Annotated in this window: 21 protein-coding genes, 1 tRNA gene, 1 pseudogene and 2 CRISPR repeat arrays; of the genes and pseudogenes, 4 read left to right on the top strand and 19 right to left on the bottom strand. The window is 43.3% G+C overall.

Translation table 11 applies throughout. From position 1 onward, the window contains the following. Positions 1–328: 328 nt before the first annotated feature. The 17 genes and pseudogenes from B5F87_RS08735 to B5F87_RS08660 all read right to left on the bottom strand — a co-directional run bounded on the left by B5F87_RS08735 (position 329) and on the right by B5F87_RS08660 (position 17,748). Positions 329–586 carry a hypothetical protein gene (locus B5F87_RS08735; RefSeq protein WP_143405237.1) on the bottom strand — a complete coding sequence of 86 codons (258 nt, stop codon included), beginning with the start codon at positions 584–586 and terminating at the stop codon, positions 329–331. A gap of 962 nt (positions 587–1,548) precedes the next feature. Next, positions 1,549–1,782 carry a hypothetical protein gene (locus B5F87_RS08730; protein ID WP_087279845.1) on the bottom strand — a complete coding sequence of 78 codons (234 nt, stop codon included), beginning with the start codon at positions 1,780–1,782 and terminating at the stop codon, positions 1,549–1,551. Between the two features lie 15 nt (positions 1,783–1,797). Beyond that, positions 1,798–1,974: a hypothetical protein gene (locus tag B5F87_RS20955; RefSeq protein WP_158096999.1), complete on the bottom strand. Its 177-nt coding sequence runs from the start codon at positions 1,972–1,974 to the stop codon at positions 1,798–1,800. Positions 1,975–2,184: 210 nt separating this feature from the next. Then, positions 2,185–3,085: a CRISPR direct-repeat array (repeat unit 33 nt; unit sequence ATTTCTACTCCCATGCCCCTCGCGGGGCATGAC). 164 nt (positions 3,086–3,249) lie between these two features. Further along, a complete protein-coding gene (gene cas2 / locus B5F87_RS08725) occupies positions 3,250–3,540 on the bottom strand; it encodes a CRISPR-associated endonuclease Cas2 (RefSeq protein ID WP_087279842.1) in 291 nt (96 codons plus the stop codon). Between the two features lie 187 nt (positions 3,541–3,727). After that, the gene (gene cas1c / locus B5F87_RS08720; RefSeq protein WP_087279839.1) at positions 3,728–4,750 is read right to left on the bottom strand and encodes a type I-C CRISPR-associated endonuclease Cas1c; all 1,023 of its coding nucleotides are present in this window, start codon (positions 4,748–4,750) and stop codon (positions 3,728–3,730) included. Further along, positions 4,747–5,418 carry a CRISPR-associated protein Cas4 gene (cas4, locus tag B5F87_RS08715; protein WP_087279836.1) on the bottom strand — a complete coding sequence of 224 codons (672 nt, stop codon included), beginning with the start codon at positions 5,416–5,418 and terminating at the stop codon, positions 4,747–4,749. The genes cas1c and cas4 overlap by 4 nt, the downstream gene beginning before the upstream one ends. Further along, positions 5,415–6,272 (bottom strand): type I-C CRISPR-associated protein Cas7/Csd2, encoded by an 858-nt coding sequence (cas7c, locus tag B5F87_RS08710; protein WP_087279832.1) that lies wholly within the window; start codon positions 6,270–6,272, stop codon positions 5,415–5,417. Before cas7c ends, cas4 begins: the two co-directional genes overlap by 4 nt. Further along, complete coding sequence (cas8c, locus tag B5F87_RS08705; RefSeq protein ID WP_087279829.1) at positions 6,250–8,061, bottom strand: type I-C CRISPR-associated protein Cas8c/Csd1; 1,812 nt, start codon at positions 8,059–8,061, stop codon at positions 6,250–6,252. The genes cas7c and cas8c overlap by 23 nt, the downstream gene beginning before the upstream one ends. After that, positions 8,055–8,783, bottom strand: a complete 729-nt coding sequence (cas5c, locus tag B5F87_RS08700) for a type I-C CRISPR-associated protein Cas5c (RefSeq protein WP_087279826.1) — start codon at positions 8,781–8,783, stop codon at positions 8,055–8,057. Before cas5c ends, cas8c begins: the two co-directional genes overlap by 7 nt. A gap of 31 nt (positions 8,784–8,814) precedes the next feature. After that, positions 8,815–11,037, bottom strand: a complete 2,223-nt coding sequence (locus B5F87_RS08695; protein WP_087279823.1) for a CRISPR-associated helicase/endonuclease Cas3 — start codon at positions 11,035–11,037, stop codon at positions 8,815–8,817. 365 nt (positions 11,038–11,402) lie between these two features. Next, positions 11,403–12,221: direct repeats of the CRISPR family, unit length 32 nt; unit sequence ATTTCAACTCACACATCTCTATGAGATGTGAC. Between the two features lie 186 nt (positions 12,222–12,407). Continuing rightward, positions 12,408–12,878: a hypothetical protein gene (locus tag B5F87_RS08690; RefSeq protein WP_087279820.1), complete on the bottom strand. Its 471-nt coding sequence runs from the start codon at positions 12,876–12,878 to the stop codon at positions 12,408–12,410. Continuing rightward, positions 12,875–13,288, bottom strand: a pseudogene (locus B5F87_RS08685) (DUF3990 domain-containing protein); the annotation flags it as partial. The gene B5F87_RS08690 and the pseudogene B5F87_RS08685, both read right to left, overlap by 4 nt. A 50-nt stretch (positions 13,289–13,338) precedes the next feature. Then, entirely contained in the window at positions 13,339–13,968 is a 630-nt protein-coding gene (locus tag B5F87_RS08680) for a CatA-like O-acetyltransferase (protein ID WP_087279814.1), read from the bottom strand. Positions 13,969–14,230: 262 nt separating this feature from the next. Next, a complete protein-coding gene (locus B5F87_RS08675; protein ID WP_087279811.1) occupies positions 14,231–15,664 on the bottom strand; it encodes a HAMP domain-containing sensor histidine kinase in 1,434 nt (477 codons plus the stop codon). Positions 15,665–15,741: 77 nt separating this feature from the next. After that, positions 15,742–16,446, bottom strand: coding sequence for a response regulator transcription factor (locus B5F87_RS08670; RefSeq protein WP_087279869.1), 705 nt, complete (start codon positions 16,444–16,446; stop codon positions 15,742–15,744). Positions 16,447–16,733: 287 nt separating this feature from the next. After that, positions 16,734–17,279, bottom strand: a complete 546-nt coding sequence (locus tag B5F87_RS08665) for a Uma2 family endonuclease (RefSeq protein ID WP_087279808.1) — start codon at positions 17,277–17,279, stop codon at positions 16,734–16,736. Between the two features lie 396 nt (positions 17,280–17,675). After that, positions 17,676–17,748, bottom strand: a tRNA-Ala gene (locus B5F87_RS08660). 151 nt (positions 17,749–17,899) lie between these two features. Between B5F87_RS08660 and B5F87_RS08655 the strand changes: the two genes are divergently transcribed. From B5F87_RS08655 to B5F87_RS08645, 3 genes are read left to right on the top strand one after another with little or no spacing between them, the layout of a single operon-like run. Continuing rightward, positions 17,900–18,811, top strand: a complete 912-nt coding sequence (locus tag B5F87_RS08655) for an ATP-binding cassette domain-containing protein (RefSeq protein WP_087279805.1) — start codon at positions 17,900–17,902, stop codon at positions 18,809–18,811. Beyond that, the gene (locus B5F87_RS08650; RefSeq protein ID WP_087279802.1) at positions 18,808–19,566 is read left to right on the top strand and encodes an ABC transporter permease; all 759 of its coding nucleotides are present in this window, start codon (positions 18,808–18,810) and stop codon (positions 19,564–19,566) included. The genes B5F87_RS08655 and B5F87_RS08650 overlap by 4 nt, the downstream gene beginning before the upstream one ends. A gap of 2 nt (positions 19,567–19,568) precedes the next feature. After that, positions 19,569–20,306: an ABC transporter permease gene (locus B5F87_RS08645; protein ID WP_087279799.1), complete on the top strand. Its 738-nt coding sequence runs from the start codon at positions 19,569–19,571 to the stop codon at positions 20,304–20,306. Positions 20,307–20,405: 99 nt separating this feature from the next. Here the strand turns inward: B5F87_RS08645 and B5F87_RS08640 are convergent, their stop codons facing one another. Beyond that, positions 20,406–20,726 carry a hypothetical protein gene (locus B5F87_RS08640; RefSeq protein ID WP_087279796.1) on the bottom strand — a complete coding sequence of 107 codons (321 nt, stop codon included), beginning with the start codon at positions 20,724–20,726 and terminating at the stop codon, positions 20,406–20,408. Positions 20,727–20,848: 122 nt separating this feature from the next. Then, on the bottom strand, positions 20,849–23,116 hold the full coding sequence (locus tag B5F87_RS08635; RefSeq protein WP_087279793.1) for a glycogen/starch/alpha-glucan phosphorylase: 2,268 nt from the start codon (positions 23,114–23,116) through the stop codon (positions 20,849–20,851). Between the two features lie 146 nt (positions 23,117–23,262). Between B5F87_RS08635 and B5F87_RS08630 the strand changes: the two genes are divergently transcribed. After that, positions 23,263–24,162 (top strand): AraC family transcriptional regulator, encoded by a 900-nt coding sequence (locus tag B5F87_RS08630; RefSeq protein WP_087279790.1) that lies wholly within the window; start codon positions 23,263–23,265, stop codon positions 24,160–24,162. The last annotated feature ends 34 nt before the right edge of the window (positions 24,163–24,196 follow it).

The raw sequence follows: 24,196 nt of genomic DNA, 5'->3' as shown, positions 1-24,196 counted from the left end.
TACTGTGCTTACATAATCTAAAAGTGCTTTCATAGAAGAACTCCTATCCTTTTTTCTTTGAGTATACCAGAAAATCAGGATGGATGTTCACAATTTATTCATTCATGCGTTTGTCGTGTTAAATTAGGAATATTTTTTATCGCAATCGGTATTGTATCGCTGGGAATTTATCTTCAACTAAAAAAGAGAGATAACGATGATGAATGTATTCCGTGGGGGCTTTCACCATTTTTACTCCCACGCTCATACGAGCGTGACTGCTCTCTATCACGCTCTCACTTTTTTAACTGAGTATAAAAATACCGCTCACTCAAAAGAATGAACAGTACTATTGTTCCTTTATGCTGTTTTTCTGATATAGGATTTCATCATATAATTCGTACAATCTCTTACCCAGAGCATTAACTGTATCTTGCTTATCAAGACCTCTATATAAAATTTTGTCATTAATAAGAAGCTGTAATTCATCAATATTTGACACTTCTAGTTCCACATTTTCTTCTCCTAATAGCCGCTGCTCGCTGATCAATGAAGATGCATCCTCAACCTTGTTTATCAAAAGTTCCACCACCTCTTTACTTAACACAAGCATTATCCTACACCTGCCTTATCCCGAATTGCATTATATCAAATTTTCCGTTTTTAGATTAACAGATCTCTACGAGATGTGACATACATTGACGAAGAATTACGACAGGAATTAAACATTTCTACTCACACATCTCTACGAGATGTGACGCTATATATGGTGAGAGATAATTTTCAAACTACAAAATATTCGAATAGCAAACAAAATATTATTACATTAAACACAAAAGTTCCTAAAATAATTGCAAAAAGAGTAGTTTTTTCGGCGAAAGCCTCAGACAAAAGAGCAACATTACATTTTCGCCTACCTATGTATAAGATTGTTGTTATTCTCCCACAACCAATTTAGTATTCTACAAATTCGTGTCTGACTGCTGGTCATATTCAGATTCATATCTCTATGTCCCTCGCGGAGCATGATAAATACAATGTTTCCATTGATTGGTTGTTTGGTTTAAGCGATAAAAAACTTCAACTTCATTTGAAACATATAGCGATATCTTTTGCATTATTATTAATTTTTGAAATATTAAATACAGCAAAGGCGATAATACAAAAGGTAAAGCAACACATCATCTAATTCATTATCATGAATCTGAGGACAAAAAACTATCGATAAGGAACTTTTTGATTTATGACTTGAAAAAGAATTATCCAAATATAATCGTCCCATTAACGGCTTTTCTTTTTAACTCTCACCACCGATGAATAATCGGTAGTTTTTTCTATTGCTCCTCGATTTCTACCATAACACACTCTCATAAATTTGTAAAATCGACAATCATCAATTTGTTACTAACCATTTCGAACGATTCCATCTGTATTGAGCAACAACGTTGTGCTTAGGCTTGATTTCGTTCTTTTTTCAACCTCATGAAATTTAATGTTTTTATTTATTAAATTTTTGTGAACTGTCAAAAATGGGCACAAAATACCATCGGCCATTTCTGACTGGTGGTATCAGTACCATACAATTACATCTTTTTCGGGGAACTTTCCGTTCCTTTGATATTCCTCTATCCGGCGAAGCGCATGTGCGGCATAAGTATTCCCATATTCTTCAAGATCTTTTTCAAGGATTCTCTCCCCAGTATCTCTATTCAATGCTACAATGCCGCTCTTTTTTGATTTTTCCGGAAAATATCTATATCTGACCATCTGATCCGTTAATTCCATCTTCTCAATTTTTACCACGCACTCACTTCCTTTCTATAAATTATTTTTCTTTTTAAAATAATTCAATGCAGCAGCGTAATCATATTTGCTTTGAGCCAAATCATGAGCTTTATCATATGGAATTTCTAGCTTATTCATTAAACCATATTCCAAATGTTCATGTTTAAGAAGAATCATGTCGTGTTCCCGTATATCTTTGCCTTCTCGCAACTATTGATTCTGCTATATCATAATCTGGTTCAAATCGTTTCTTTCCTCCGTACAAATCATATTCATTTATAAACACATAGTCAAACAATTTCTATATGTACTCTTCGGAGAAACCGCTGTTCTTAGAAATTTTCTTCACAATAGGAGATTTTTACTGTCTCGGACCGATTCATAATATGTATATACGTGTTTATCTCTTTTTACATTTATAGTTTCTACTCCATGCCCCTCGCGGGGCATGACGGAACAGATTCGGGAAATCGATCGCCTGTATGCTATTTCTACTCCCATGCCCCTCGCGGGGCATGACATCCACTGGAACCGTGCAAAATCTGTCTCTTTCTATTTCTACTCCCATGCCCCTCGCGGGGCATGACGAGGTTTTTTCTGAGGCGGCCATGGCATCCTTTATTTCTACTCCCATGCCCCTCGCGGGGCATGACGGTAGTGTTTACAATTGTATTTTATGGTATTTTCATTTCTACTCCCATGCCCCTCGCGGGGCATGACACCGCTGCTGTCAACTTCCACGCCGTCATAAATATTTCTACTCCCATGCCCCTCGCGGGGCATGACTTTAACATGTAACACACTTTTTGAAGGAACAATGAATTTCTACTCCCATGCCCCTCGCGGGGCATGACCTTCGGCAATTTTTGAAATTACCACGCCCACATCGATTTCTACTCCCATGCCCCTCGCGGGGCATGACCCGTGCCGCTAAATGTTACCCATCTATTAGCCACATTTCTACTCCCATGCCCCTCGCGGGGCATGACAGGCGGGTGGTCGTTGGTAACCGGCTTACCCTCAATTTCTACTCCCATGCCCCTCGCGGGGCATGACATTACTGTCGCTTTGTCTTTCATACTTTCGCTTATTTCTACTCCCATGCCCCTCGCGGGGCATGACCTGTAGCATGACCTTTATTAAAACCATAAATCAATTTCTACTCCCATGCCCCTCGCGGGGCATGACACGGCGCATATATAAAATGGTTGGATACTTATATTTCTACTCCCATGCCCCTCGCGGGGCATGACAACAACCATGGAACCTCTGCGTAAACCTGACTCAAATTTCTACTCCCATGCCCCTCGCGGGGCATGACAGCTACATTTAGTGAACAGAAGCAGTCACGCCACCAAATATGGAGGGGCAGACTTTAATTTTTGATATTTCGAGACGAAACCGAATCATAATACACCGTTTTCATCTCAATTTTTCGGCGAACCTGCCGGTGTTTTTTATATTACCACAGGTTCGCCGGAGGGTTCAAATGATGATTACGCCTTCTGGGTCGTAGGTTTCCTTTGCTCCGATGTGTTCGACGCGGCGTTTCCAGTTGTTGCCCAAGTAATAGAAACGCAGGCTGTCCACTTCTTTGTCTATCAGTTTTTCCAGTCTGTCTTTTAGTTTCATAAAGGAAGAATAGTCCAGGTCAGCTTCAAAGACGGAGTTCTGTACGCGCTGTGCGTGGTTTTGACATTCTTTCGCCACTTTTCGCAGGCGTTTTCGCCCGGATGCAGTAGCTGTGTTCACATCGTAACAGATTAAAACCATCATATTTCTCACCTGCCTTCTCATTTTCAATTATTTGATCGGACAATATCTCATTGACTCATCTGGATATATCAGCAATTGATTAGATGGGACAATATCGCCTTGATTCCTCGTGTTATGTCGTTAAGCGACTGGATTAGCCAAGATCCCTTTGGTTCGCCCGACTGTTTTATCAATTTATCCTATCACTTTATTTCATCAGATAAGACGGATATTCCTCGATGTCGCCGCGGACGTATTTTGCCAGCAGGTTGCTCTGCACGTACGGCAACAGTCCCAGTGGGATTTTCTGTTTCAGATAAGGATGCTGCATGGTGCCGCGTTTTTTCTCCTGCCAGCGGGCCAGAACTTTTTTGCGGCCTTCTTCATTGAGGTACACGGCGCCTGATATCTGTTTTTCAAAGTCATTTTCTTTGATGATCTGGAGATTCAGGAGGGTGATGACAAACCGTTCGACGATGCAACGGGCTTCCTCCACCATGTCGCAGGCCAGAGAAATTCTGCCGCTGCGCAGGGAATGGCAGTATCCGATGTAGCTGTCAACGCCTACTGTTTCCAGGGCAGCGGCAAATTCGCTAGTTGCCAGTGTATATACAAAGGAAAGCAGCGCATTTACCGGGTCGAGAGGCGGTCGTTTTGTGCGCAGTTCAAAGGTGAACGGCACTTTTTCATTGGTGATAAGCTTATCAAAAATGGAAAAATAGCTCTGTGCACAGTACCCCTCAATCCCCATGACCTCCTCCGTGTTTTGGGCCTGATATACATTTTCTATGCCGTTGGACAAAATATTCAGCACATTCTGGATTTTCTCGTCCTGACGGAGAGCAGGATTGTCATGAAGTGTACGACGGATGAGCTGTCTGGTATTGCTGAACTTGGCCGCCATGGTATTTTGCGACAGATGAAGGCCGTTTTTTCTGAAACAATCGATCTGAGCGACCCGGAGGAATACGTTTCCTTTTGTCTCACCGCAGACTTTCGCCAGAAATTTTCCCTGGGGCGAAATAAAATTAATGGGGATGGTTTTACTGACACATTTTCCCATGAGAGCCGGGGAGCATCCGATATAATTAAAGCAGACGATGTTCTCAATATTTTCAAAGGGAATACGGAGCTTTGTCTCGCCATCGATTTTACAGACTAGATTTTCTCCATCCAGAGTGAGGTAAGCCATTTCATTGGTCACATAAACAGTATTCAAAAGTTTTCTCATAGCTCCTCCTCCATCTTCTGTATTTCCTCCCGCAGGTTTGTTACCTTCTTCATAGACGGCATACATAAATCTTTCATAGAACAGCCGCTGCATTTCTGTCCTTTCCGAATGGGCGGAATTATGCCTGCATTCAGATATTCCCGCATCTGCGTCAGCAGAAGGCGCAGGCGTTGATCGTATTGCTCATGGTTTTCCTTCAACGGAAGTACAACCCGTTTCTTCGTGTCTGCATAATACAAAACCCCCTCACAGTCGGAACCGAATACATAATCCACACAGATTTTCTGGGCAAAAACCTGCATCAGATCCTCTTCTCTGTACAATCCGTTTTTTGGCTGTGACGGCTTATATTCCACAATACATAACCTGTATGTTTCATCGCTGCCGTCGATGGAAACCCCATTTTTATCTTTTGTAAGCTCCAGACAGTCTGTCACACCATACAGATTGTATTCTTCACCATCATGGTAAACAGGAACAGAAGTAAATACCCTTTTGCTTTTGGTTGTATATGTCCTGTCCGGATCATGAACCCGCTCGTGCATGAGATTAGCCCGCGTCACAAAGAAATTTTCCGCCCAGGCTTTGTCGATTTCCAGCAGACCCCATCGATGGGGACAATACATGAAATGCTGGATCGACCGGATGGTGATTTCTGCTGTACTCATAATTTCTGGATCAGCTCCACTCCTTCCGGCATTGCGGTATCCATCACAATCTCATAATCGTCAATGGAACGAGGAATGACATTTTCTTTCTCTTTGACCGTCAGTTTTTCAAACAACAGATGGGACGGGCAATTGCCCAGAATATTACTGTGCTTGAAAATGTACAGCTTCCTCATGCACATTTTCCCTCTTGCCGCGCTGTGATCGTTTTCAAACATATTTATGATGGCTGTCCAGAGCAGTTCCACATCTTCTTCTGATAAACCAGTGAGTTTGTTGGCAAGAGCAGCGGAAATGTATCCTTCTGCACGGTAAAGAGCATAAGGTATCACGCTTTTGCGTCCCATCTCCGTTTCTCCGGTTTCTTTTCTGTCCTCTGTGGTTCTCGCCTGACGGGTGATGGTCACATCCTGAATATTAATCGGAGAAATGCTTCGGGCAAAGTTCATCTGCACCGGTCCTCGGACAATGCCGCACGGGTCATCACCGGTGGACATGACAGCTCCGAAAGTCCGTACATCAAAGTAGTTGCGGCACATATAATCCCTGGCCATGCGGACATCATCCGGATTCCTTCCTTTTTTCTTCGTTTCAAGATGAAGCTCCTCATAGGCTTCCGTAAACTTGGCATTCAGAGATTTATCCGGTTTGATCAGGATATTGTAGCCCGGTTCTCCTTCCTTCACCAGTTCCACATAATTTCTGATTTTCCGTTTCAGGCACACATCGGTGATATAGCCATAGCCGGACTCCGCATCCATTCGCGGAGCGTTTCCCGCATCCGGGTCCCCATTGGGATTTCCGTTTTCCACATCAAAAAGCATCATAAAATCATACCGGTTGTTCAGAGCCATTTTTATCCTCCTCCTTATTCTTCTTTTCAAAAAAGCTTTGATACTGCTGATAATATCCCACAACAAACTCGCCCTGTTCTTTCAAAAACAGAGTGTCCGGAAATCCGCCGTCCAGATGACCGATGATCTCTCCGGTCAATTTATTAAAATATACCGGACTTTTTACTTTATTTAGATGATACTGGGAAAGACGGATCAATTTTGGAAATACCATGGACGGCCTTGCGGAAGCCGAAGCAAAATATCCATCTTTGATAGTCCGGTTCAGAGAATTGCCGGAAGCCTCCTGCTGTATTTTCTCCAGCACGGCAAAAAGTCTTCCGCACAAATATGCCGGGCGATAATCTTCTCTGTCTAAAGCCACTTTCAGTTCCTCCTTTTTTGATGCGCGGTTGATCCACGCTTTAATGATACCTGCACGAACTGCATTTACTTTCTGGTCTCCAGGATCTGCCTTCACCCTTCGCAGTACATTTTCCAGCAGCGAAACCGGCAGGCGGGTTCCATTTATCATCGACTCCATAAGAGAAGACAGTAGCGCAGGATTCACTTTCTCATTTTTACTCTTCTGTGACAGCAGTTCTCTTTTGATACGCATAATGGAAACGGAATGAAATTCCTTCCCCATCTGCAGATCATTCTGGAACCTTGCAATATTCCAGAGAATATCTGCGTATTTCTTCCGAACAAGGAATTTCAGAGACAGCCGGGAAGAATTCGGTTTCAGTCCCATCATATAAAAATCCACATTTTCATCAATGCCATCCAGAGTGAGCCGTTCACCGCCCACGGTTCCCTTCCCTGCATCCTGGAAAAGCTTTGCAAGCATTCGTTCTGTCTGTTCCGCTTTCATCTTGTCAGACTGCCCAAGCAAAATATCCATCAACAAATTTTCGCAGGCTTCTCCGGTGTCCATGGCCCAGAAAACCACGGTCATATCATCAATGAGCACTTTGTGACGGTCGCTGCTCAGCAGATAATTCAAAGCCTCCGTATATTTATTCATGGCTGTCTCAGAAATGTTGCTGTTATAAGACTGTTCATTTCCATAAGAATTCTCCGACGGATTATTAAATCCCACAAGAACACTTCCCGTCGCCAGCCCGCCGTATACTCCTTTGATTTTGTTGTGAATCCTCGCGATGGACGTCTGTTCTCCGGAAATGGCATCCTGGGCAATGTGGCTGTCTTTTTCTTTTGCCTTTTTGTCCTGATACCATTGCTCCCATTTCTCTTTAAATTCCTTTTCTTCATGCAAAAGACATTCCGGATGCCCCGATAAACAAAATGCATAGCCGGATTTCCCATAATCTTTTCCAAGACCCAGCAGCCATGGATTTTCTGTCTCATCCTCCGGCTTCCAGTTCAGCAGGAAAGAGCGAAAGGCATCAATCAGCGGAGTATGAAGTCCTTCAATGAAACCCAGATTCGCTTCCACAAAAGCCTGATGGGATTTTTGGGCCTTATTGGTCCGGTCGTCGGGCGTCAAAATATCCTTATCCAGATTCAAACCAAAAATGTACAGAGAGCGATGTTCTGCAATGTTGGCTTCTATCCCGGATTTTTCCGTCCGTTTCGGCATCTGCAGGTCTTTTGGCACCTTTTTTTCTTTCAGCTTTTTGCCGGAAGGCACCTGAACCGTATCCTGATGATCGATGATACCATCCATCTTTCCATCTTCTGTAAGAGAAATCAGATAATGAATCTTGACGCTGGAATATCCCTCCGGAAGAACCTTTCCTTCTTTTGCGAGAATCTCATAATAATCACAGAGCGCATGTATCAGCATCGCAATTCCTCCCTGTATTTTTTCACATCGATGATTCCCTGAATCATGTGAGGCCGGTAATACATGGTCGTTGCCTTATCCGAAAACTTCGGATGCTCCCAGTCTCCGTTGATGGGCTTTCCTCCGTCATCAAAGACCACCTTATAACTCATATATCCCAGATCCACATCGCCCATCTCCAAAATGCGGCTGCTGATCAGGTTCATATCAAACTCTTCCACCAATTCCATTTTTCTGACAGGAAATTCACTGCATCCCAGACAAGGCATGCGATACCATTGTCCTTTTTCCAGTCTCCTCTTGATAATATTGTAGTGCTTCTTTTCACTGTCTGTCTCCGTGTCGCTCTTGAGTCCGGTCAGCTCAAAATGAAATTCCACGCCGTACTTTACATTTTTTAAGACCATGGACGCCCGCTGGCTCCGACTCTCTGAGGCATAAATGCTCGGATCTGCGTCTTTTCCGTTCATCTGCCCTCTCACAGCGCTGAGCAGAACCTTATCTTTCACCTCATTTCTTCGAATGTTCGCGCAATCAATATCATGAAATACGATAATTTTATCAATGACATAGGCGATGGCCGGCTTCCAGTAAACGCTTTTCAGCATTCCTTCCAGCGCTCCAGGCGTAGGCACATCGTAGCTGACTCTTTCCACCTTCAATTCCGGTCTGGTAAAACAGGCGTAATCGCCTTCCACCATGATTTTAAATCCATAGCTCATAATACATCACTTCTTTCTATCCACTTTTCTTTTATAAAAAATAATCCTTTGCTTCAAATGTGATTCCCAGCTCTCTGTCATAGTAATCGGTATTGGTCAGGCAATAAATACCTGTTCCAAAATCTTCGACCGCATGCTGGCGGATTAAATCTTCCAGCTCCCAGCGCTGTATGGTACAGCAGTATTTCTGGAATTTTCTGATATTCCCCGCTTTCGTATATCGCAATGCTTCCACCAGATTCCGGCTGTACTCATCCTGAGGAACAACCAGAGAAAATGTTCTGGAATCAATGATTTCAAATTTCTCCGCATAAGATTTAAACGGAATGGATTCCAGACGGCTTCCTTCCCTGTGCATAGTATTCTTTTGAATCTGTTCCTCGTTCATAAAATACAGACGATTATAGTATTCTTCAATACATTTGCTGTCCGAAATGTCCGGATAACTGCCAAGCAGTCCCCTGGCAATGGAACGTTTTCCATCTTCCGGTCCCCTCTTCGCCTCGTCAGCCAGATCAAAAATAAATACATCCGCCATGGTGCGTTTTCCTTCCCGGTTGCATCTGCCGCCAGCCTGCAGGATACTGTCCAGTCCAGCAGTCTCCCGGTAAACCGTATGTACATCGAGATCAACGCCTGCTTCGATGAGAGAGGTGGAAATTATCGTAATCCGACGTTCTTCCGGCACATTTTCTAGATTCGGATAATCTTCCTCCAGCCGACGAAGTTCTGCACGGATATCTCCGAGCACTCTGGTCCGGTCCATAGAAGTCATATACGTGGATAAATGAAATTTCAACCCGGAACATTCCTGATACAACTTTCTGGCAGTGGCCTTTTTATTGACAATTATTAATTTGGATGGGGAATTATGCGCATGAGTAAGCAGAGAAATGCTGTCCATTTCTCCCAGATATGTATATCGACATTTTTGAAACTGTTTAAATTGTGACTTGTCTTCTATCAAATCTATAATATTGGCATCCGACAGTGCGTATGTCTGAATCAATCTCCGGTAATCCGGCATGGTAGCCGTCAGAAAAACCGCCTCGCTATGCAGATATCTCGTCAGAAAGGCGATGGCCTGCAGGCATGGCTGCAGATAATCCTGCGGCATCAAATGCGCCTCATCAAAAATCAAAATACTATCCGCCATATTGTGCATCTTTCGCAGTTTTCCCCGTTTATTGGAATACACGGACTCAAAAAACTGCACCGCAGTGGTAATGATAAAAGGCGCGTCCCAGTTTTCCATGGCTGTCTTTGCCGACTCCCGGTAATCTTCAGAAACATTTTCTGCATCCTCATAGGAAAAGGTCGACTGATGGCGCAGAATCTCCACATTATCGCCAAACAGATCACCGAAAACCTCCGCTGTCTGCTCAATGATACTGTTATACGGGATCACATAAATAATCCGCTTTTTCTTCCCGGCAATGGCTCTCTCCAGAGCAACCTTCACACTGGCCAGCGTTTTGCCGCTTCCCGTCGGCATGTTCAGGAGATAAATCTCTCCGTCTTCTTGCGCCCGGGCAAAGGCCTGCTCCTGCAAAAGTGAACGTGTCTTCTGTAGCTTCGTCTCACAGATAAAAGAATCAAACTTCCGGTTTACCTTCTCAAGACAGCCCGCGAAATCTGCCCGAAGCCTTTTCGGCAGTTCTTTCTCCTTGCAAAAATCTGCCGTATCCATCGAATCCGCATCCACCAGACAGGAAAACGCATACCTGGTCAGAAAGGCAAACTTGTCCACAAGCAGTTCCGGCCGCCGCTCAAAATCCCGGACTAAAAAAGAAACCCACTCTTTGGCATTGACTTCCGGGAACTCTAAATCATCTTTATAAGTACTGAAATCTTCAAAATTCCTCTTCAATCTTCCCGCCAGCGTCGTCACATCCGCCGTATCATTGGCAAAACCACCATCCGGAATACCGGAATGATGACCGGCAATGCAATACGCCATCATCAGGCTCATTGGAACCGGATACTGCTCTTCCGCCGCCAGAGCTCCACATCCCGAGTGTTCTACTCTCACACTTGCTCCCCGGATTCTCTTCTGAAAAGATTGCTGGTACTTTCCGATATCATGCTGCAGCCCCAGCGCATACATAAAATCTTCCAGCTCCGCAACAGAAAACTCCCGACAAAGCCTTGCGGTATTCTCGCTGTGTTCCTTCACCGACTGTACCTGTCCACTGTACTCATTGATATGAGCAATATATTCCTTCGAAGAAATCTGTTTGCTATCCTCTGACATATTTCCTTCATCCCTGTCACTTTCTGCACTTGCTTCACAAAATGCGATACAATGATACAAAAGTTCTGATACATTTATCAAAATATAAATATATTAGAACAAAACTGCTTATTATCGTATATCATAACACGTTTTCATGCAGATTGTCTATGTAAATACATTTTATTTTTATTTTTTTATTGAAAATGACAGGAGGGGTGGAGAGAGGCGAGAGGAGTAATTACTCGGTTAAGCAGGAAGTTTGGTTACTTGTAGTTCATAGCTACTTATACATCTCTGGGAGATGTGAGCAGTTCACATGGATGAGGGAGTCGAAGACGCCAATTTCAACCCACACATCTGCCAAAAACGGCAGCCGGAATTATATTTCAACTCACACATCTCCACGAGATGTGACTGCTGTACTGAATGTGCTGGCAGCTCCTGGATGATTTCTACTCACACATCTCTACGAGATGTGACTAATGTGGCGGATCTTCTGGCACAGCGGTTCAAGATTTCTACTCACACATCTCTATGAGATGTGACGACTGGAGGAGAAGAAATGAAAGTATATTTTGAAATTTCAACTCACACATCTCTATGAGATGTGACGATATTCTCCATAACCCCATAGACATCTAAGCCATTTCAACTCACACATCTCTATGAGATGTGACAACGCAATCCAAACGGATACGGCTGCGTTACGATTTCAACTCACACATCTCTATGAGATGTGACCCGGCCATTAAATTCATACTCTTTATTATTGAAATTTCAACTCACACATCTCTATGAGATGTGACTGCCACCTATCCACCAGGTAGCCTGCTGAGGTGTATTTCAACTCACACATCTCTATGAGATGTGACAATCTTTCTGGCTCAGCTGCCGGCACACATCGGCATTTCAACTCACACATCTCTATGAGATGTGACTTCGGTGTCGTGCATATGCTCCATGCAATTTTCGATTTCAACTCACACATCTCTATGAGATGTGACAAGACACACCTTTGAAACCAACCTTGATAATGCCATTTCAACTCACACATCTCTATGAGATGTGACTGATCTGGTTGAGTCGCCTAACCGGTTAAGCCCCATTTCAACTCACACATCTCTATGAGATGTGACATGTCACAGCACAGATTATTGACGCACAATATTTATTTCAACTCACACATCTCTATGAGATGTGACCGCTATATATGGTGAGAGATAATTTTCAAACTACAAAATATTCGAATAGCAAGCAAAATATTGTTAAATTAATCACCAAAGTTTCTAAAATAATTGCAAAAAGATTAATTTTTTCGGCGAAAGCCTTAGAGAAAAAAGCATCATTACAGGTTCGCCATAACGTATTCAAATGCGTTTTCTGCCTGTTTAAAATCCTCCGTTATTATAAGCTCTTGTAATCACATAAGATGGTTCATAATATGCACTGCTGTTGTAATTATCTATCGTATTGCATATCGCATCATTATATACACGGATCATTCCGTCTATATAATCTTCGTCCGGCTGAAGCGTTGACAAGATCAGCCGTGTATATACCTTTCCTATCTGTGTTTCTGATGGGATTTCATCCACTAATTCTGGGTCAACATCTGTTATATCATAATTGCCTTTTTTCAGTTTGTACTCATCAATCCATTCAGCTTCAATCTTCAGAGGATTTTCACAGTGAAGTACATTAGCCAGGCTAATCAGACACATCCACTCATCTTTGGATATAGAATTGACAACATATTTATTCTTCTGATGTAATTTTCTCGCTACACGTTCTATCATATAACACAGAAAATAAAGATCATTCTCTGTTATTTGCTCATCCGTGAAAAATATATTTGTCATAGTGAATAACTCCCTTCAAATCTTATAGCCTGTAATGCTTTCTCTGCACAGAACACCATCTGATGTGTCGGATACTTAAACTTAACCAGTTCCCAGAAAGCCTCTTTCGAAATTCGTCCAGCCATATAATCCTCAACATAATCCCAGATTGTATCATCCGCCATTGGTCCCTCGACAATATCATAATCATGTTTTAAACCAAGTCGGCAGTTTACAACAAACTGCAGCCATTCCTCTATCATCTCACTAAACTTTTTAATATTCTGGCCCTCATCAGGTGAATATTCATACAAATTTACAATATGCTTTCTGCGCTTTGCCTGATTTTCTAAAATTGTACAATAAAATCCATAGCCAAAATCTTCGTAAAAACCGTTTTCCAAAATTTGCGGTTCTTGAACTATAACATTACTTCCATGATATCAAGTCATATACTTTTTACTCCTTCACAGATTAGGATTTAGTATACATTCAAAAATCTTTTCAGTTCCTCCACAAACTGTCCGATATGCAGACCATCTACAAATGAATGATGCGCCTGCACGGAAATTGGAATCATGATTCTTCCATCTTTTTCATAATATTTTCCCCAATCAAAAAGAGGTGTTGCATTATCTTTCTTTCCTGAGTTTGTGTGCGATATATGAGTATATGTAACCCAAGGCATTGGAGAACATTGGAAAACATCATTTCCTAATGGCCCTGTAAAATATTCTTTCTGTTCTTTTGCTGTTTTTGCTGCTAACTCACAGTATTCTTTCAAATCATCTAACATCGGAACATTTACCACTTTGAACAAACCCGTATTTTTGTTCAAATAAGTAAAGGCGGTATCTATTTTATTATAAAGGGCAACTTGCCCATCTACAAAACGATAGCGAAAAGCTTCTATACGATTGGCACATTTGCATATTGCATATACCATAGCTAACGTAAAGGATAATTCTTCTTCTTTAACCATATGCTTAAAATTTGTAATATCCACTTCAAATGTCACGCAAAAAGCAGGCTCAACACTGTTTCGAAATACAGCACAATGAATTGCCCTTTCCCATGTTTTTTCATCTATTATCTGATATGAATTAGCCATATATTATCCCTCCACTTCCAATCTGTTGGCCTGATTTTTATTTATTATATCATTCGTTTATTTCCCTTTCATTCGATTTCTCTCTCATGCGAAAAGGGAGCGGAACATCCTCTGCCCACTCTCCTTCAAATACTCTACATAATTCATTTCTTCACACTATATCATACCCAAATGCGAAAAAACCGCACTTACTTGTGATATGTTTCGCTTTCAAAAACATCTACTTTTTCAAAAAGTGAAGCGGCCTTCCTGTCGGTATCTGTCACATCTTCCGCAGGAAATAATCCCCGGGCACGACGAATCCGCAATCGTAATTTCCGTTCTTTCTTTTATAATAATACACGCTTCCTCCGTGAAGCTTCACGATCTGCCGGGTCAGGCGCATGCCCATGATGTGAGGCTGGCTGACGGCTTCACGGCGTTCGCTGGCTTTCTGCCTGTGATTTTTATCCTCTTCTTCGGCGTCCAGGCAGGCAACGATTTCATCCGGGATGCCCGGACCGCTGTCCTCAAAAAGATAATGGAGGTTCTGTCCGTCGGACGACAGGCGGACATTGACCTGGCAACCTTCGGGATTATGGCGGATGCTGTTTCCCAGCACATTATGAATGGCCCGCTTCATGAGAGGTTCGTCCGCCAGAAGGCGGAATTTTTCTGCTTCATCGGTAACGGCAATTTCAATGGAATACTGTGACTGCAGTCCACTGTTATAAATATCTGCGATACATTCCCGGAGGGTCTGTGCCGGGGCACAGGTTTTCAGATGAAGTGGAAATGTATCGTAACTGAGTTTTGAGGTAAGATTCAGATCCTCGATGAGCTGTTTAATCAGACCGCTCTGCCGCTGGATAGTCTGAACCATTTCTTTTTCTTCTTCGCCGAGAAGCGGATTATCCATCAGACGTTCTGAATATCCTACAATCAGCGTCAACGGCGTGCGAATATCGTGGGAGACGCCGGCAATCCAGTCGGCTCTCGCCTGGTCTCTCCGGGACAGCTTTTCCTCCTGATCCATCAGAATATTGGAAGCGGCATTTAATTTTTCTGCCAACTCCCGCGCTGACCCTTTTTCTCTTAAATGCACCGGTTCTTTTCGGGATAGTCCCTCAATCCCCTCGGAAATCGGTCTCACCGAGACATAGAAACGCCATCCGAAGATCACAACAAATAACAGGATTACCGCCAGATTCACTATCACAAAAAGCTGTATACAATAAGGAAAATTGACAATCTGCTGCACAGACACAGGCAGGTTCAATATGGCAATTTCATCCGGAGACTGTGCACAAACAAGAAGCATATTATTGACATTCCAAACTCGAACCGGATAATCATTGAGGTACCACCTGGAAAAGGATGCCACATCAAAAACCGAATATTGCCGTGGAATATCATCAGGCAATTTCCATTCCCAAATTACTTTGCCTTCTTCATTTAATGCCATTGCCCAGACAAATCCATATTCTTTCAGAGCATTTCTTCCTTTCTTTGACATTCTATACCCATTTTCTGTCAAAGAAATGTCCTGTCCCGCGCTTTCCAGCGTATTGCGAAGCGTAATACTGCTGGTACCGTCCCCGCCTGTCGTTGAATACATCATATAAAACAGCACGACAAAATTGCTGACAAGAATCAAAACAATGATAAGAAAGGCGGACGCCAGATAACGCCGTATACCACGAAAAAAAGTTTTCATTATATATTTTCCTCTACCATAAATTTAAAATAAAATCCCATTTTTTGCGGATGCAATCGTGTTTTTTAGCAAACAGATTATTTTGCCAGACGGTAACCAAGCCCTCTCGCCGTCAGCAGCCATTTCGGATGAGACGGATCTTCCTCGATTTTTTCCCGCAGATGCCGGATATGTACCATCAGAGTATTTTCATAACCATAATAAGAATCCTGCCAGGCAGCGTTGCACAGAGCGTCAAATGTAACGATGCGCCCCCGGTTCTCGTAAAGTTTCTTTAAGAGAATCAACTCCTTTGCCGTTAGCGGAATCTCCTGTTTTCCAGTCTTTACCGTTCCTTCCGCAAAAGAAATCAGACGATTTCCCAGCTGGAAACATTCCTCTTTCTTTTCTGTCTGTTCCTGTCTGGCATAAGTTCTCTTCAGAATCGCACCCACCCGCAGCACAAGCTCCTGAGATAAAAACGGCTTTGTGATATAATCGTCGGCCCCGAGGCCCAGACCAAACAGCCGGTCATTATCTTCATCTTTTGCTGAAAGGAAAAGAATAGGGATATTGGACGTCTCACGGAACTTCCGAAAAAGTGTAAAACCGTCCCCGTCAGGCAGCATAATGTCAAGAATCGCCATCTCCGGCTCCTCTCTCTCAAAACATTTCACAGCTTCTTTTACATTTTCTGCCGTAACGATACTGGAGTAACCATTTCTACGAAGTGTATCCGCAGTCATGACCAGAAGCTCCCGGTTATCATCCACCAAAAGAATCTTTTTATCGTATATATTCATAAAATATTTCCCCTTTTCTCTATTTGCCGGAAATCCAACTCTGTCAGCCATGCGGTATTTTCGCGCCGCATGAAAAATGATTTTATTCGATTCATTTCCGACCATGCTTTTATATGTATTATATCATTTTATGAGTGTGGGGAAGCTTATTTTTACCTTAAATTTTAAGAATACCAAAAGTACCGCGCATCTGTGCGCTGAGAGTAATTATAGCGCATAAATACACGGTATTTAGAAAAACGAAGTATTCTGTTCACTTTGAAATTGCTTAATATTCTTCATGCTGATCATGAAAGTAAATCTTCAATACAGATAGAAAAGTCTTTGAAGATTGCAGACGTGATAGAATCAGAAAAGGAGGACTGTGTCGAATCTTCTTCACTCTCAAATGAATATAGTTGTACGGTTTCCTTGATTGGATTCACAATCCAATATTCCCGAACGCCGGCTGTGCGATACTTAAACAGTTTCGTCAAATAGTCCATTCGCTGGGAACTCGGGGAGACAATCTCGATGATCCAATCCGGAGCACCAACACAGCCTTTGTCATTGAGTTTATCATGGTCGCATATGACAGAAATATCCGGTTCAACATAATTCTTATCGTCAGCATTTAAAAAGACGGCGAATGGAGCAATATAAACTTCGCAGGAATGATTCTTGGATTTGATGTAATTACTAATAGTGATGGATAATTCCATAACGAGTTCCTGATGTATCCGATTGGGCATCGCCATCATATACATATCACCGTCAATCAGCTCCGCGCGCTGCCCTTCCGGGAGAGAGTAGATATCTTTAATGGTGCGATTTTTTTCTCTTGGTAATGACATGGTGCTACACTCCTTTCCCTAATCATTTATTACATAACTTTAATATGAATCTCAATTTAAAAGGAATTTTATTTGTTAGATACGCTTTAAATATAGAATAGTTTATATCATATATCAATAAAAAACAATCGAAAAGTGTAAAATGTATCAAAAGAGACGGACGGACAAATCAGATAAAAAAGACTGCAAAATCAACGGATAAAAACCGGCCACAAAGGCCGGTTTGGGGAGAAAGGTATGAAAAAAATCTACAAAGACAACAGCTTTGCTGTTGATGTGGTTTATTCTACAAATTTTTTGTGAACGATCTGTGAGGGAAAATTGAAGACTTTTTGAGAAAAAAGTGGAGAAAGTGTGAAAATGAATCTGATTTATTTATAAATGGGCAGTAAAAAATGGAGCATACGGGACTTGAACCCGTGACCTCCACACTGCCAGTGTGGCGCGCTCCCAGCTGCGCTAATGCCCCAGTGAGAAAATTATATCACAAGCAGGAGATTTATGTAAAGGAGAAATAGCGAAAAAACAGGACTTGTTCAAAATTAAGGTAAAAATAAGCTTCCCTTCAGCCCCTTCTAAGGTCCCCGTTGTATGATACTTTTCGAAAGGAGTTGAAGGATATGAACAATATTATCACAACAAATGCACTGACTAAAGAATATGACCATAAAAAAGTAGTAAACACATTAGATCTGCATGTGCCGGAGGGCAGTGTCTACGGATTTCTGGGGCCGAATGGCGCCGGGAAGTCCACGACTCTCAAGATGCTTCTGGGGCTTGTGAAGCCCACCGGCGGGGAGATTCGTGTTTTTGGCAAAAAGCTATCGCAGGAGAACCGGCTGGAGATTCTTAAGCAGACCGGCTCGCTCATTGAGGCGCCTTCCTATTACGGGCATCTGAGCGGCAAGGAGAATCTACGGATCATCTGTAAGCTAAAAAATGTGCCGGAAAAAGATATTATGCGGGTGCTGCATCTGGTGCGGATGGAAAAACAGATGGATAAGAAGGTAAAGAATTATTCGCTGGGTATGAAACAGCGTCTGGGTATTGCCGCCGCGCTGCTGGGAAGTCCGCGGCTTCTGCTTCTGGACGAGCCGACCAACGGTCTGGATCCGGCTGGTATTCAGGAGATTCGGGAGCTGATCCGGGACTTGCCGGAACATGGCATCACTGTGCTTGTTTCCAGCCATCTTCTGGCGGAGATCGACCAGATGGCCACGGACGTGGGAATCATCGACAAAGGGCATCTGATCTTTCAGGACAGCCTTGTGATCCTCCATGAACACAGCCGTTCCAGGATTCTGTTTCAGACTTCTGATAATGAGGCGGCGTTTCGTCTGCTGAATACCGCAGGAATGTCTGTCAAATGGGAGTCGAACAGTTTTTATCTGGACCATGTATCTGACGATATCGTCATGGATGCCGTCGGGCAGTGCGTAAACGCCGGTATTGGCGTCTTCCGCGTGACGGAACAGCAAAAGAGTCTGGAGGACATTTTCCTCTCTCTTACAGGAAAGCAGGTGAGCTTATGAAAATGCTGACGGCTTTAAAAGCAGAACAAATGAAACACCGGCGCCGGATGCTGCTCCTGCTGCCTGCCGCATTGATTCTTTTTGAGTTTCTGTGGGCGCTGTGGAGTCTGGAGCCGAGAAAGGCGTCGGATCTGGCGCAGGGATATCTGAGTTCCTTTTATCTGTTTCCGATATTGAATTCATTGATATATCCGATTTTTCTCGCTGTGCTTGTAAACCGGGTCTGTGATATGGAGATAAAGGGAGATACTTTTAAGCTGCTCTATACGCTGCAGGATAAAAAGCAGTTTTATAACTGCAAATATCTCATGGCATTAAAATATGTCGCTCTGTCGGCTCTCGGTTCGTGGCCGATCATCTGGGTGACAGGCAGGATCTACGGCTTCACAGACATGCTTGAACCACATATGGTTTTGCAGCTTTGTCTTTCCACCTTCATTGTGAGTACGCTTCTGCTGAGCATCCAGCAGGTCTTATCCCTGCTGTCATTCAATCAGATACTGCCGCTGGTGGCAGGGCTGGCCGGTTCTTTCCTGTCGCTGTTTTCCATGTTTTTCCCTCCGGCGGCGGCAAGGCTTATCCTGTGGGGATATTACGGAATCTTTGGCTTTGTGTGGATGGACTGGGATCGGTCGACGAGGATCAGCACCTATTATGAGCAGAACTTCGACTGGATAGGGCTGCTGTTATTCGCCGTTGTTTCTCTGATCGTTTATTTTGTATGCCGGTCCATTGCTTTAAGAAAGGAAGTGTGATTATGCTGTACCGTTGTATTCAGGCAGAGAATCTGAAATTAAAACATTCCGTCATTTACCTGGCGTTTCTTGTGATTCCAATCATTCCCGCCATCATGGGAACCTTTAATTACATGCAGAATCTGGAACTGCTGAAAAGCGGCTGGTATTCTCTGTGGACGCAGGTTACGCTGTTTTACGCTTCCTTTTTCTATGCGCCCCTCATCGGCATCTACTGCTCCTATACCTGGCGGCTGGAGCATACCCATAATAACTGGAATACTTTTATGAGCATGCCGGTTTCCATCGTGAGCAGCTATCTGGCAAAACTTGTCTGCATCATGAAGGTGACGGTTCTGACACAGCTCTGGATCAGCATTCTGTTTTTCATTGGCGGAAAAATGTGCGGGCTGCCGGGCATTTTTTCTCCGGAAATTATCCTCTGGCTTCTCAGAGGAACACTGGCGGCTGTCACCATCGCTTCGCTGCAGCTTCTTTTATCTATGCTGATACGTAACTTTGCCATCCCCATCGGCATCGCTCTATTTGGAAGCATCGCAGGCATGTTCATGACCAATGCAGATCTGGGCAATTTCTGGCCTTACTCACTTATGATGCTCGGCATGAATTCCAATCAGAACGAAGACGTACTCTCCTCTTTTGCAGGCACAGCTTCTTTTTTTGCTTCCGTCATCCTCTTCTTTCTTCTTTTCTTCGGCTGTGCCGTCTGGTGGCTCAGGACAAAAGATGTACGTTCCTGATAAATGTATTTCTGACCGGAAAATGTATCCGCTGTCAGAAAAAGCCGGGGAGGCCTTTATAGACAAAGACCTCCCCGGTTCCCGTATCATAAGATTATTCTATCTGCTGTATTGCGGCACACTCTCTTCATAGTCGTCGTCTTTGTGACATTTTTTCTCTCCGCAGATTGCATACTCCAGTTTTTCCTTCAGAATCTCTTCCAGATTGGTCACCGCCTCCAGAAGTTTGCGAACACTACAGTTCAATTCAAATAATTCCTTTGTGGAAACCTCCTGCATGCAGATGATTGCCTGCATTTTTTCGCCCTCCGCATTCAAAATGTGCGCCAACGCAGTTTCCTGCAGAGCAATTGATTCAATGATATCTGTAAGGGCCTGTTCTTTTGTCCCTGTTCCCGGTGTGATGATCGGCATTCCCATGTTATATTCTCCTGATTTCTATTTTTTATCAGTCAGGCTTTGCATTTGCTTCATTGCCTTTCTGTACTTTATATTATGCAATCTTCGCCGTTTCGTCACAAATCTCTCCAAAAATCGAGGAATTACGCCAGATGCCAGATATCCCTATTGTACTCCTCGATGGTTCTGTCTGAGGAGAAGAATCCCGCCTTTGCGATATTGACCAGCGCCTTTTTCGCCCATTCTTTCTGATCCGTATAGGCAGTAAGCGCCTGTTCTTTCGCCTTCTTATAGGAATCAAAATCCAGCAGAGTCATAAACCAGTCTTTATTGATCAGCTCATTTTTCAGCCGTTCCAGATGTTCTTTCTGTCCCACCTGAAGCATGATATCACTGGTGATAAAGTCAATAGCTGCCCGGATGGCCGGATTATTTTCATAATAATTCCTTGCGACATAGTCTCCTTTGGCGTAATGTTCGATCACCTCTCCGCTGGAAGCGCCGAATACAAAAATATTATCATCACCGACCTCCTGATGAATCTCCACATTTGCTCCATCCTCTGTTCCAAGGGTTACCGCGCCGTTTAGCATGAATTTCATGTTTCCGGTGCCGCTTGCCTCCTTGGACGCCAGAGATATCTGCTCAGAAATGTCACAGGCCGGAATCAGTTTCTCTGCCTTTGTCACGTTATAATTTTCCACCATAACAACTCTCAGATATTTGTTGGCTTCCGGATCGTTGTTAATGATTTCCTGCAGACAGAGAATCAGATGGATAATATCTTTGGCGATAGTGTATGCCGGAGCTGCTTTTGCGCCAAAGATGGCTGTAACAGGAGCTGCCGGAATCTTTCCTGCCTTTATCTCCAGATATTTGTCAATGATATAAAGAGCGTTTAACTGCTGGCGCTTATATTCATGAAGACGTTTTACCTGAATATCAAAGATAGTGTCCGGGCTGATGGTCACATTCTGTGTTTCTTTCAAGTATGCGCAAAGATTCTCTTTGTTCCTGTGCTTGATTTCCATCAGTTTCGTGAGCACAGCGTCATCATCTTTATACTGAAGCAATTTGGAAAGCTCAGAAGCATCCTTTTTGAAACTGTCTCCAATGAGAGACTCGATGTAATCCGACAACATCGGATTGCAGTGAAGAAGCCAGCGGCGGAAAGTGATTCCGTTTGTTTTATTATTAAATTTTTCCGGATAGATCCGGTAAAAATTGTTCAGCTCGGAGTTTTTAAGAATCTCTGTGTGAAGCGCGGCCACGCCGTTTACACTGAAACCATAATGGATATCGATGTGCGCCATATGAACCGTATCATACCGGTCGATGATGGCAACGCTCTCATCCTCATATTTTCTTCTTACTTTATCATCCAGCACCTCGATGATCGGCACAAGCTGCGGCACCACTTTTTTCAGATAGGCAACCGGCCATTTTTCCAGCGCCTCCGCAAGAATAGTGTGGTTTGTATAAGCGCAGGTTCTTGCTGTCACGTCGATGGCTGCATCCATATCCATTCCTCTTTCCACCAGAAGACGAATCAGCTCTGGAATCACCATGGTCGGATGAGTGTCGTTAATCTGGATCACCGCGTAATCCGGCAGATCGTAGAGGCTGCATCCCTTTGCCACGCACTCATCCAGAATGAGCTGAGCGCCGCTGCTCACCATAAAATACTGCTGGTAGATTCGAAGCAGGCGGCCATTCTCATCTCCATCGTCCGGATATAAGAATAGGGTCAGGTTTTTCTTTATGTCTTCCTTATTAAATTGAATTCCATCTTCCACAATGGATTCATCCACAGAATCTATATCAAAAAGATGCAGCTTATTGGTCTGATTATTATAGCCGGTTACTTCCACATCATACATTCTTGCTTTTACATCAAAGCCGTTGAAGGACACCGGATAGACCACGTCGGTTCTCTGCAGCCAGGATTTCTCTTTGATCCACGGATTCGGCGTCTCTTTCTGCAGATGATTTTCAAATTCCTGTTTAAACAGCCCCAGATGATAGTTTAAACCAATACCATCGCCGGAAAGCCCCAGAGTGGCGATAGAATCCAGAAAACAGGCTGCCAGACGTCCCAAGCCTCCGTTTCCGAGGGACGGCTCCGGCTCCACTTCCTCAATATCAGTCAGATTTTTCCCATTGGCCGCGAGAATTTCTTTGATATCTTTGTAGATACCCAGATTGATCATATTGTTGGAAAGCAGTTTGCCAATCAAAAATTCAGCAGAAATGTAATACAATTTCTTTTTGCTTTCTGCACTCTCTTTCTGTACCGCCATTTCCTGCACCATGGAAAGCAGCGCGTCATATATTTCCTCGTTGGACGCCTGAGCGATTTCCTTTCCGAGAAGCTCTGTCAATGTCTCCTGTAATTGTTTTGCCTGATACATTCTATTTTCCTCCTTCAATCATTTCCTTTTCAAATGTTTGTTTATACTACGCATTATAATCAGATTTTCGCCTTTTCTCTTGCAAAATACACTTTATTTATTGTACAATACTATCATTCACAGTTATCAAAAGGGAGTTTCAATTTATGAATATCAGCGAATACCAGAATTATCACGAAACCAAAAGCCACACCAGCTCCGAGTTTCCCTACAATACATATCTATGCTCCATCCCCCTTGATTTTGCCCTGGTTCCCCTGCATTGGCATTCAGAACTGGAACTGATCGTCATCAAAAAAGGACGCGGCATCGTCTCTGTGGATCTGGAGCGCCGCCCGGTCTGCGCCGGCGATATTGTGTTTATCCGTCCCGGACAACTCCATTCCATTGAACAGGATGACCGCCAGTCCATGGAATATGAAAATATACTTTTTAAAGAAAATCTTCTGATCACAAGTCGAGCTGATCTTTGTGCCCGGCAGTTTTTATACCCGCTTCTGTCCGGGGAAATTCCATCGGCCACTTTTTTTACCCCTGCTCTTTCATGTTATAAAGCAGTGACAGATTGTTTTCAGCAGATTGATCTTCTCTGCGCCGCCCGGCCGGAAGGATATCAGCTGGCGGTCAAGGGCGTTTTATTCCATTTTTTCTTCATCCTCATCTCCAATCAAAAAAACATGGAAGAAAAAACGGCTCCCCAGTCCAAGGCTCTGGAAAAGCTGAAAACCATCCTCAAATATGTGGAAGAACACTATGACGAACGCATCACCATCGATCACATGGCAGAACTGTCCTACTACAGCAAATCCCACTTTATGAAATTTTTCAAAACACATATGGGCAGCAGTTTTATCGAGTATCTCAACGATTACCGGCTTACCATGGCGGAACGGATGCTCCGCAGCAGCGATGATTCCGTCCTGGAAATTGCCGGAAAAAGCGGTTTTGAAAATCTTTCTTATTTTAACCGTATGTTCAAAAGAAAATACGGGTGCTCTCCGGGAAAGTGGAGAAACCGACTGACAGAAGAATATACGGTGAACTAAAAAAAGACAGACACCCTGCCGTCAGCCGATGGCT

This window comes from Eubacterium sp. An3, assembly GCF_002159465.1.
Classification (GTDB): Bacteria; Bacillota; Clostridia; order Lachnospirales; family Lachnospiraceae; genus Anaerobutyricum; species Anaerobutyricum stercoris.
The sequence above is the reverse complement of the archived record's forward strand: the minus strand, read 5'-3'. Positions and strand labels throughout refer to the sequence as shown.

Bases quoted from the DNA above. Each gene is read 5' to 3' on its own strand.
- cas2 (WP_087279842.1), bottom strand. From the start codon at position 3,540: ATGATGGTTTTAATCTGTTACGATGTGAACACAGCTACTGCATCCGGG.
- cas1c (WP_087279839.1), bottom strand. From the start codon at position 4,750: ATGAGAAAACTTTTGAATACTGTTTATGTGACCAATGAAATGGCTTAC.
- cas4 (WP_087279836.1), bottom strand. From the start codon at position 5,418: ATGAGTACAGCAGAAATCACCATCCGGTCGATCCAGCATTTCATGTAT.
- cas7c (WP_087279832.1), bottom strand. From the start codon at position 6,272: ATGGCTCTGAACAACCGGTATGATTTTATGATGCTTTTTGATGTGGAA.
- cas8c (WP_087279829.1), bottom strand. From the start codon at position 8,061: ATGCTGATACATGCGCTCTGTGATTATTATGAGATTCTCGCAAAAGAA.
- cas5c (WP_087279826.1), bottom strand. From the start codon at position 8,783: ATGAGCTATGGATTTAAAATCATGGTGGAAGGCGATTACGCCTGTTTT.
- B5F87_RS08695 (WP_087279823.1), bottom strand. From the start codon at position 11,037: ATGTCAGAGGATAGCAAACAGATTTCTTCGAAGGAATATATTGCTCAT.
- B5F87_RS08690 (WP_087279820.1), bottom strand. From the start codon at position 12,878: ATGACAAATATATTTTTCACGGATGAGCAAATAACAGAGAATGATCTT.
- B5F87_RS08680 (WP_087279814.1), bottom strand. From the start codon at position 13,968: ATGGCTAATTCATATCAGATAATAGATGAAAAAACATGGGAAAGGGCA.
- B5F87_RS08675 (WP_087279811.1), bottom strand. From the start codon at position 15,664: ATGAAAACTTTTTTTCGTGGTATACGGCGTTATCTGGCGTCCGCCTTT.
- B5F87_RS08670 (WP_087279869.1), bottom strand. From the start codon at position 16,446: ATGAATATATACGATAAAAAGATTCTTTTGGTGGATGATAACCGGGAG.
- B5F87_RS08665 (WP_087279808.1), bottom strand. From the start codon at position 17,279: ATGTCATTACCAAGAGAAAAAAATCGCACCATTAAAGATATCTACTCT.
- B5F87_RS08655 (WP_087279805.1), top strand. From the start codon at position 17,900: ATGAACAATATTATCACAACAAATGCACTGACTAAAGAATATGACCAT.
- B5F87_RS08650 (WP_087279802.1), top strand. From the start codon at position 18,808: ATGAAAATGCTGACGGCTTTAAAAGCAGAACAAATGAAACACCGGCGC.
- B5F87_RS08645 (WP_087279799.1), top strand. From the start codon at position 19,569: ATGCTGTACCGTTGTATTCAGGCAGAGAATCTGAAATTAAAACATTCC.
- B5F87_RS08640 (WP_087279796.1), bottom strand. From the start codon at position 20,726: ATGGGAATGCCGATCATCACACCGGGAACAGGGACAAAAGAACAGGCC.
- B5F87_RS08635 (WP_087279793.1), bottom strand. From the start codon at position 23,116: ATGTATCAGGCAAAACAATTACAGGAGACATTGACAGAGCTTCTCGGA.
- B5F87_RS08630 (WP_087279790.1), top strand. From the start codon at position 23,263: ATGAATATCAGCGAATACCAGAATTATCACGAAACCAAAAGCCACACC.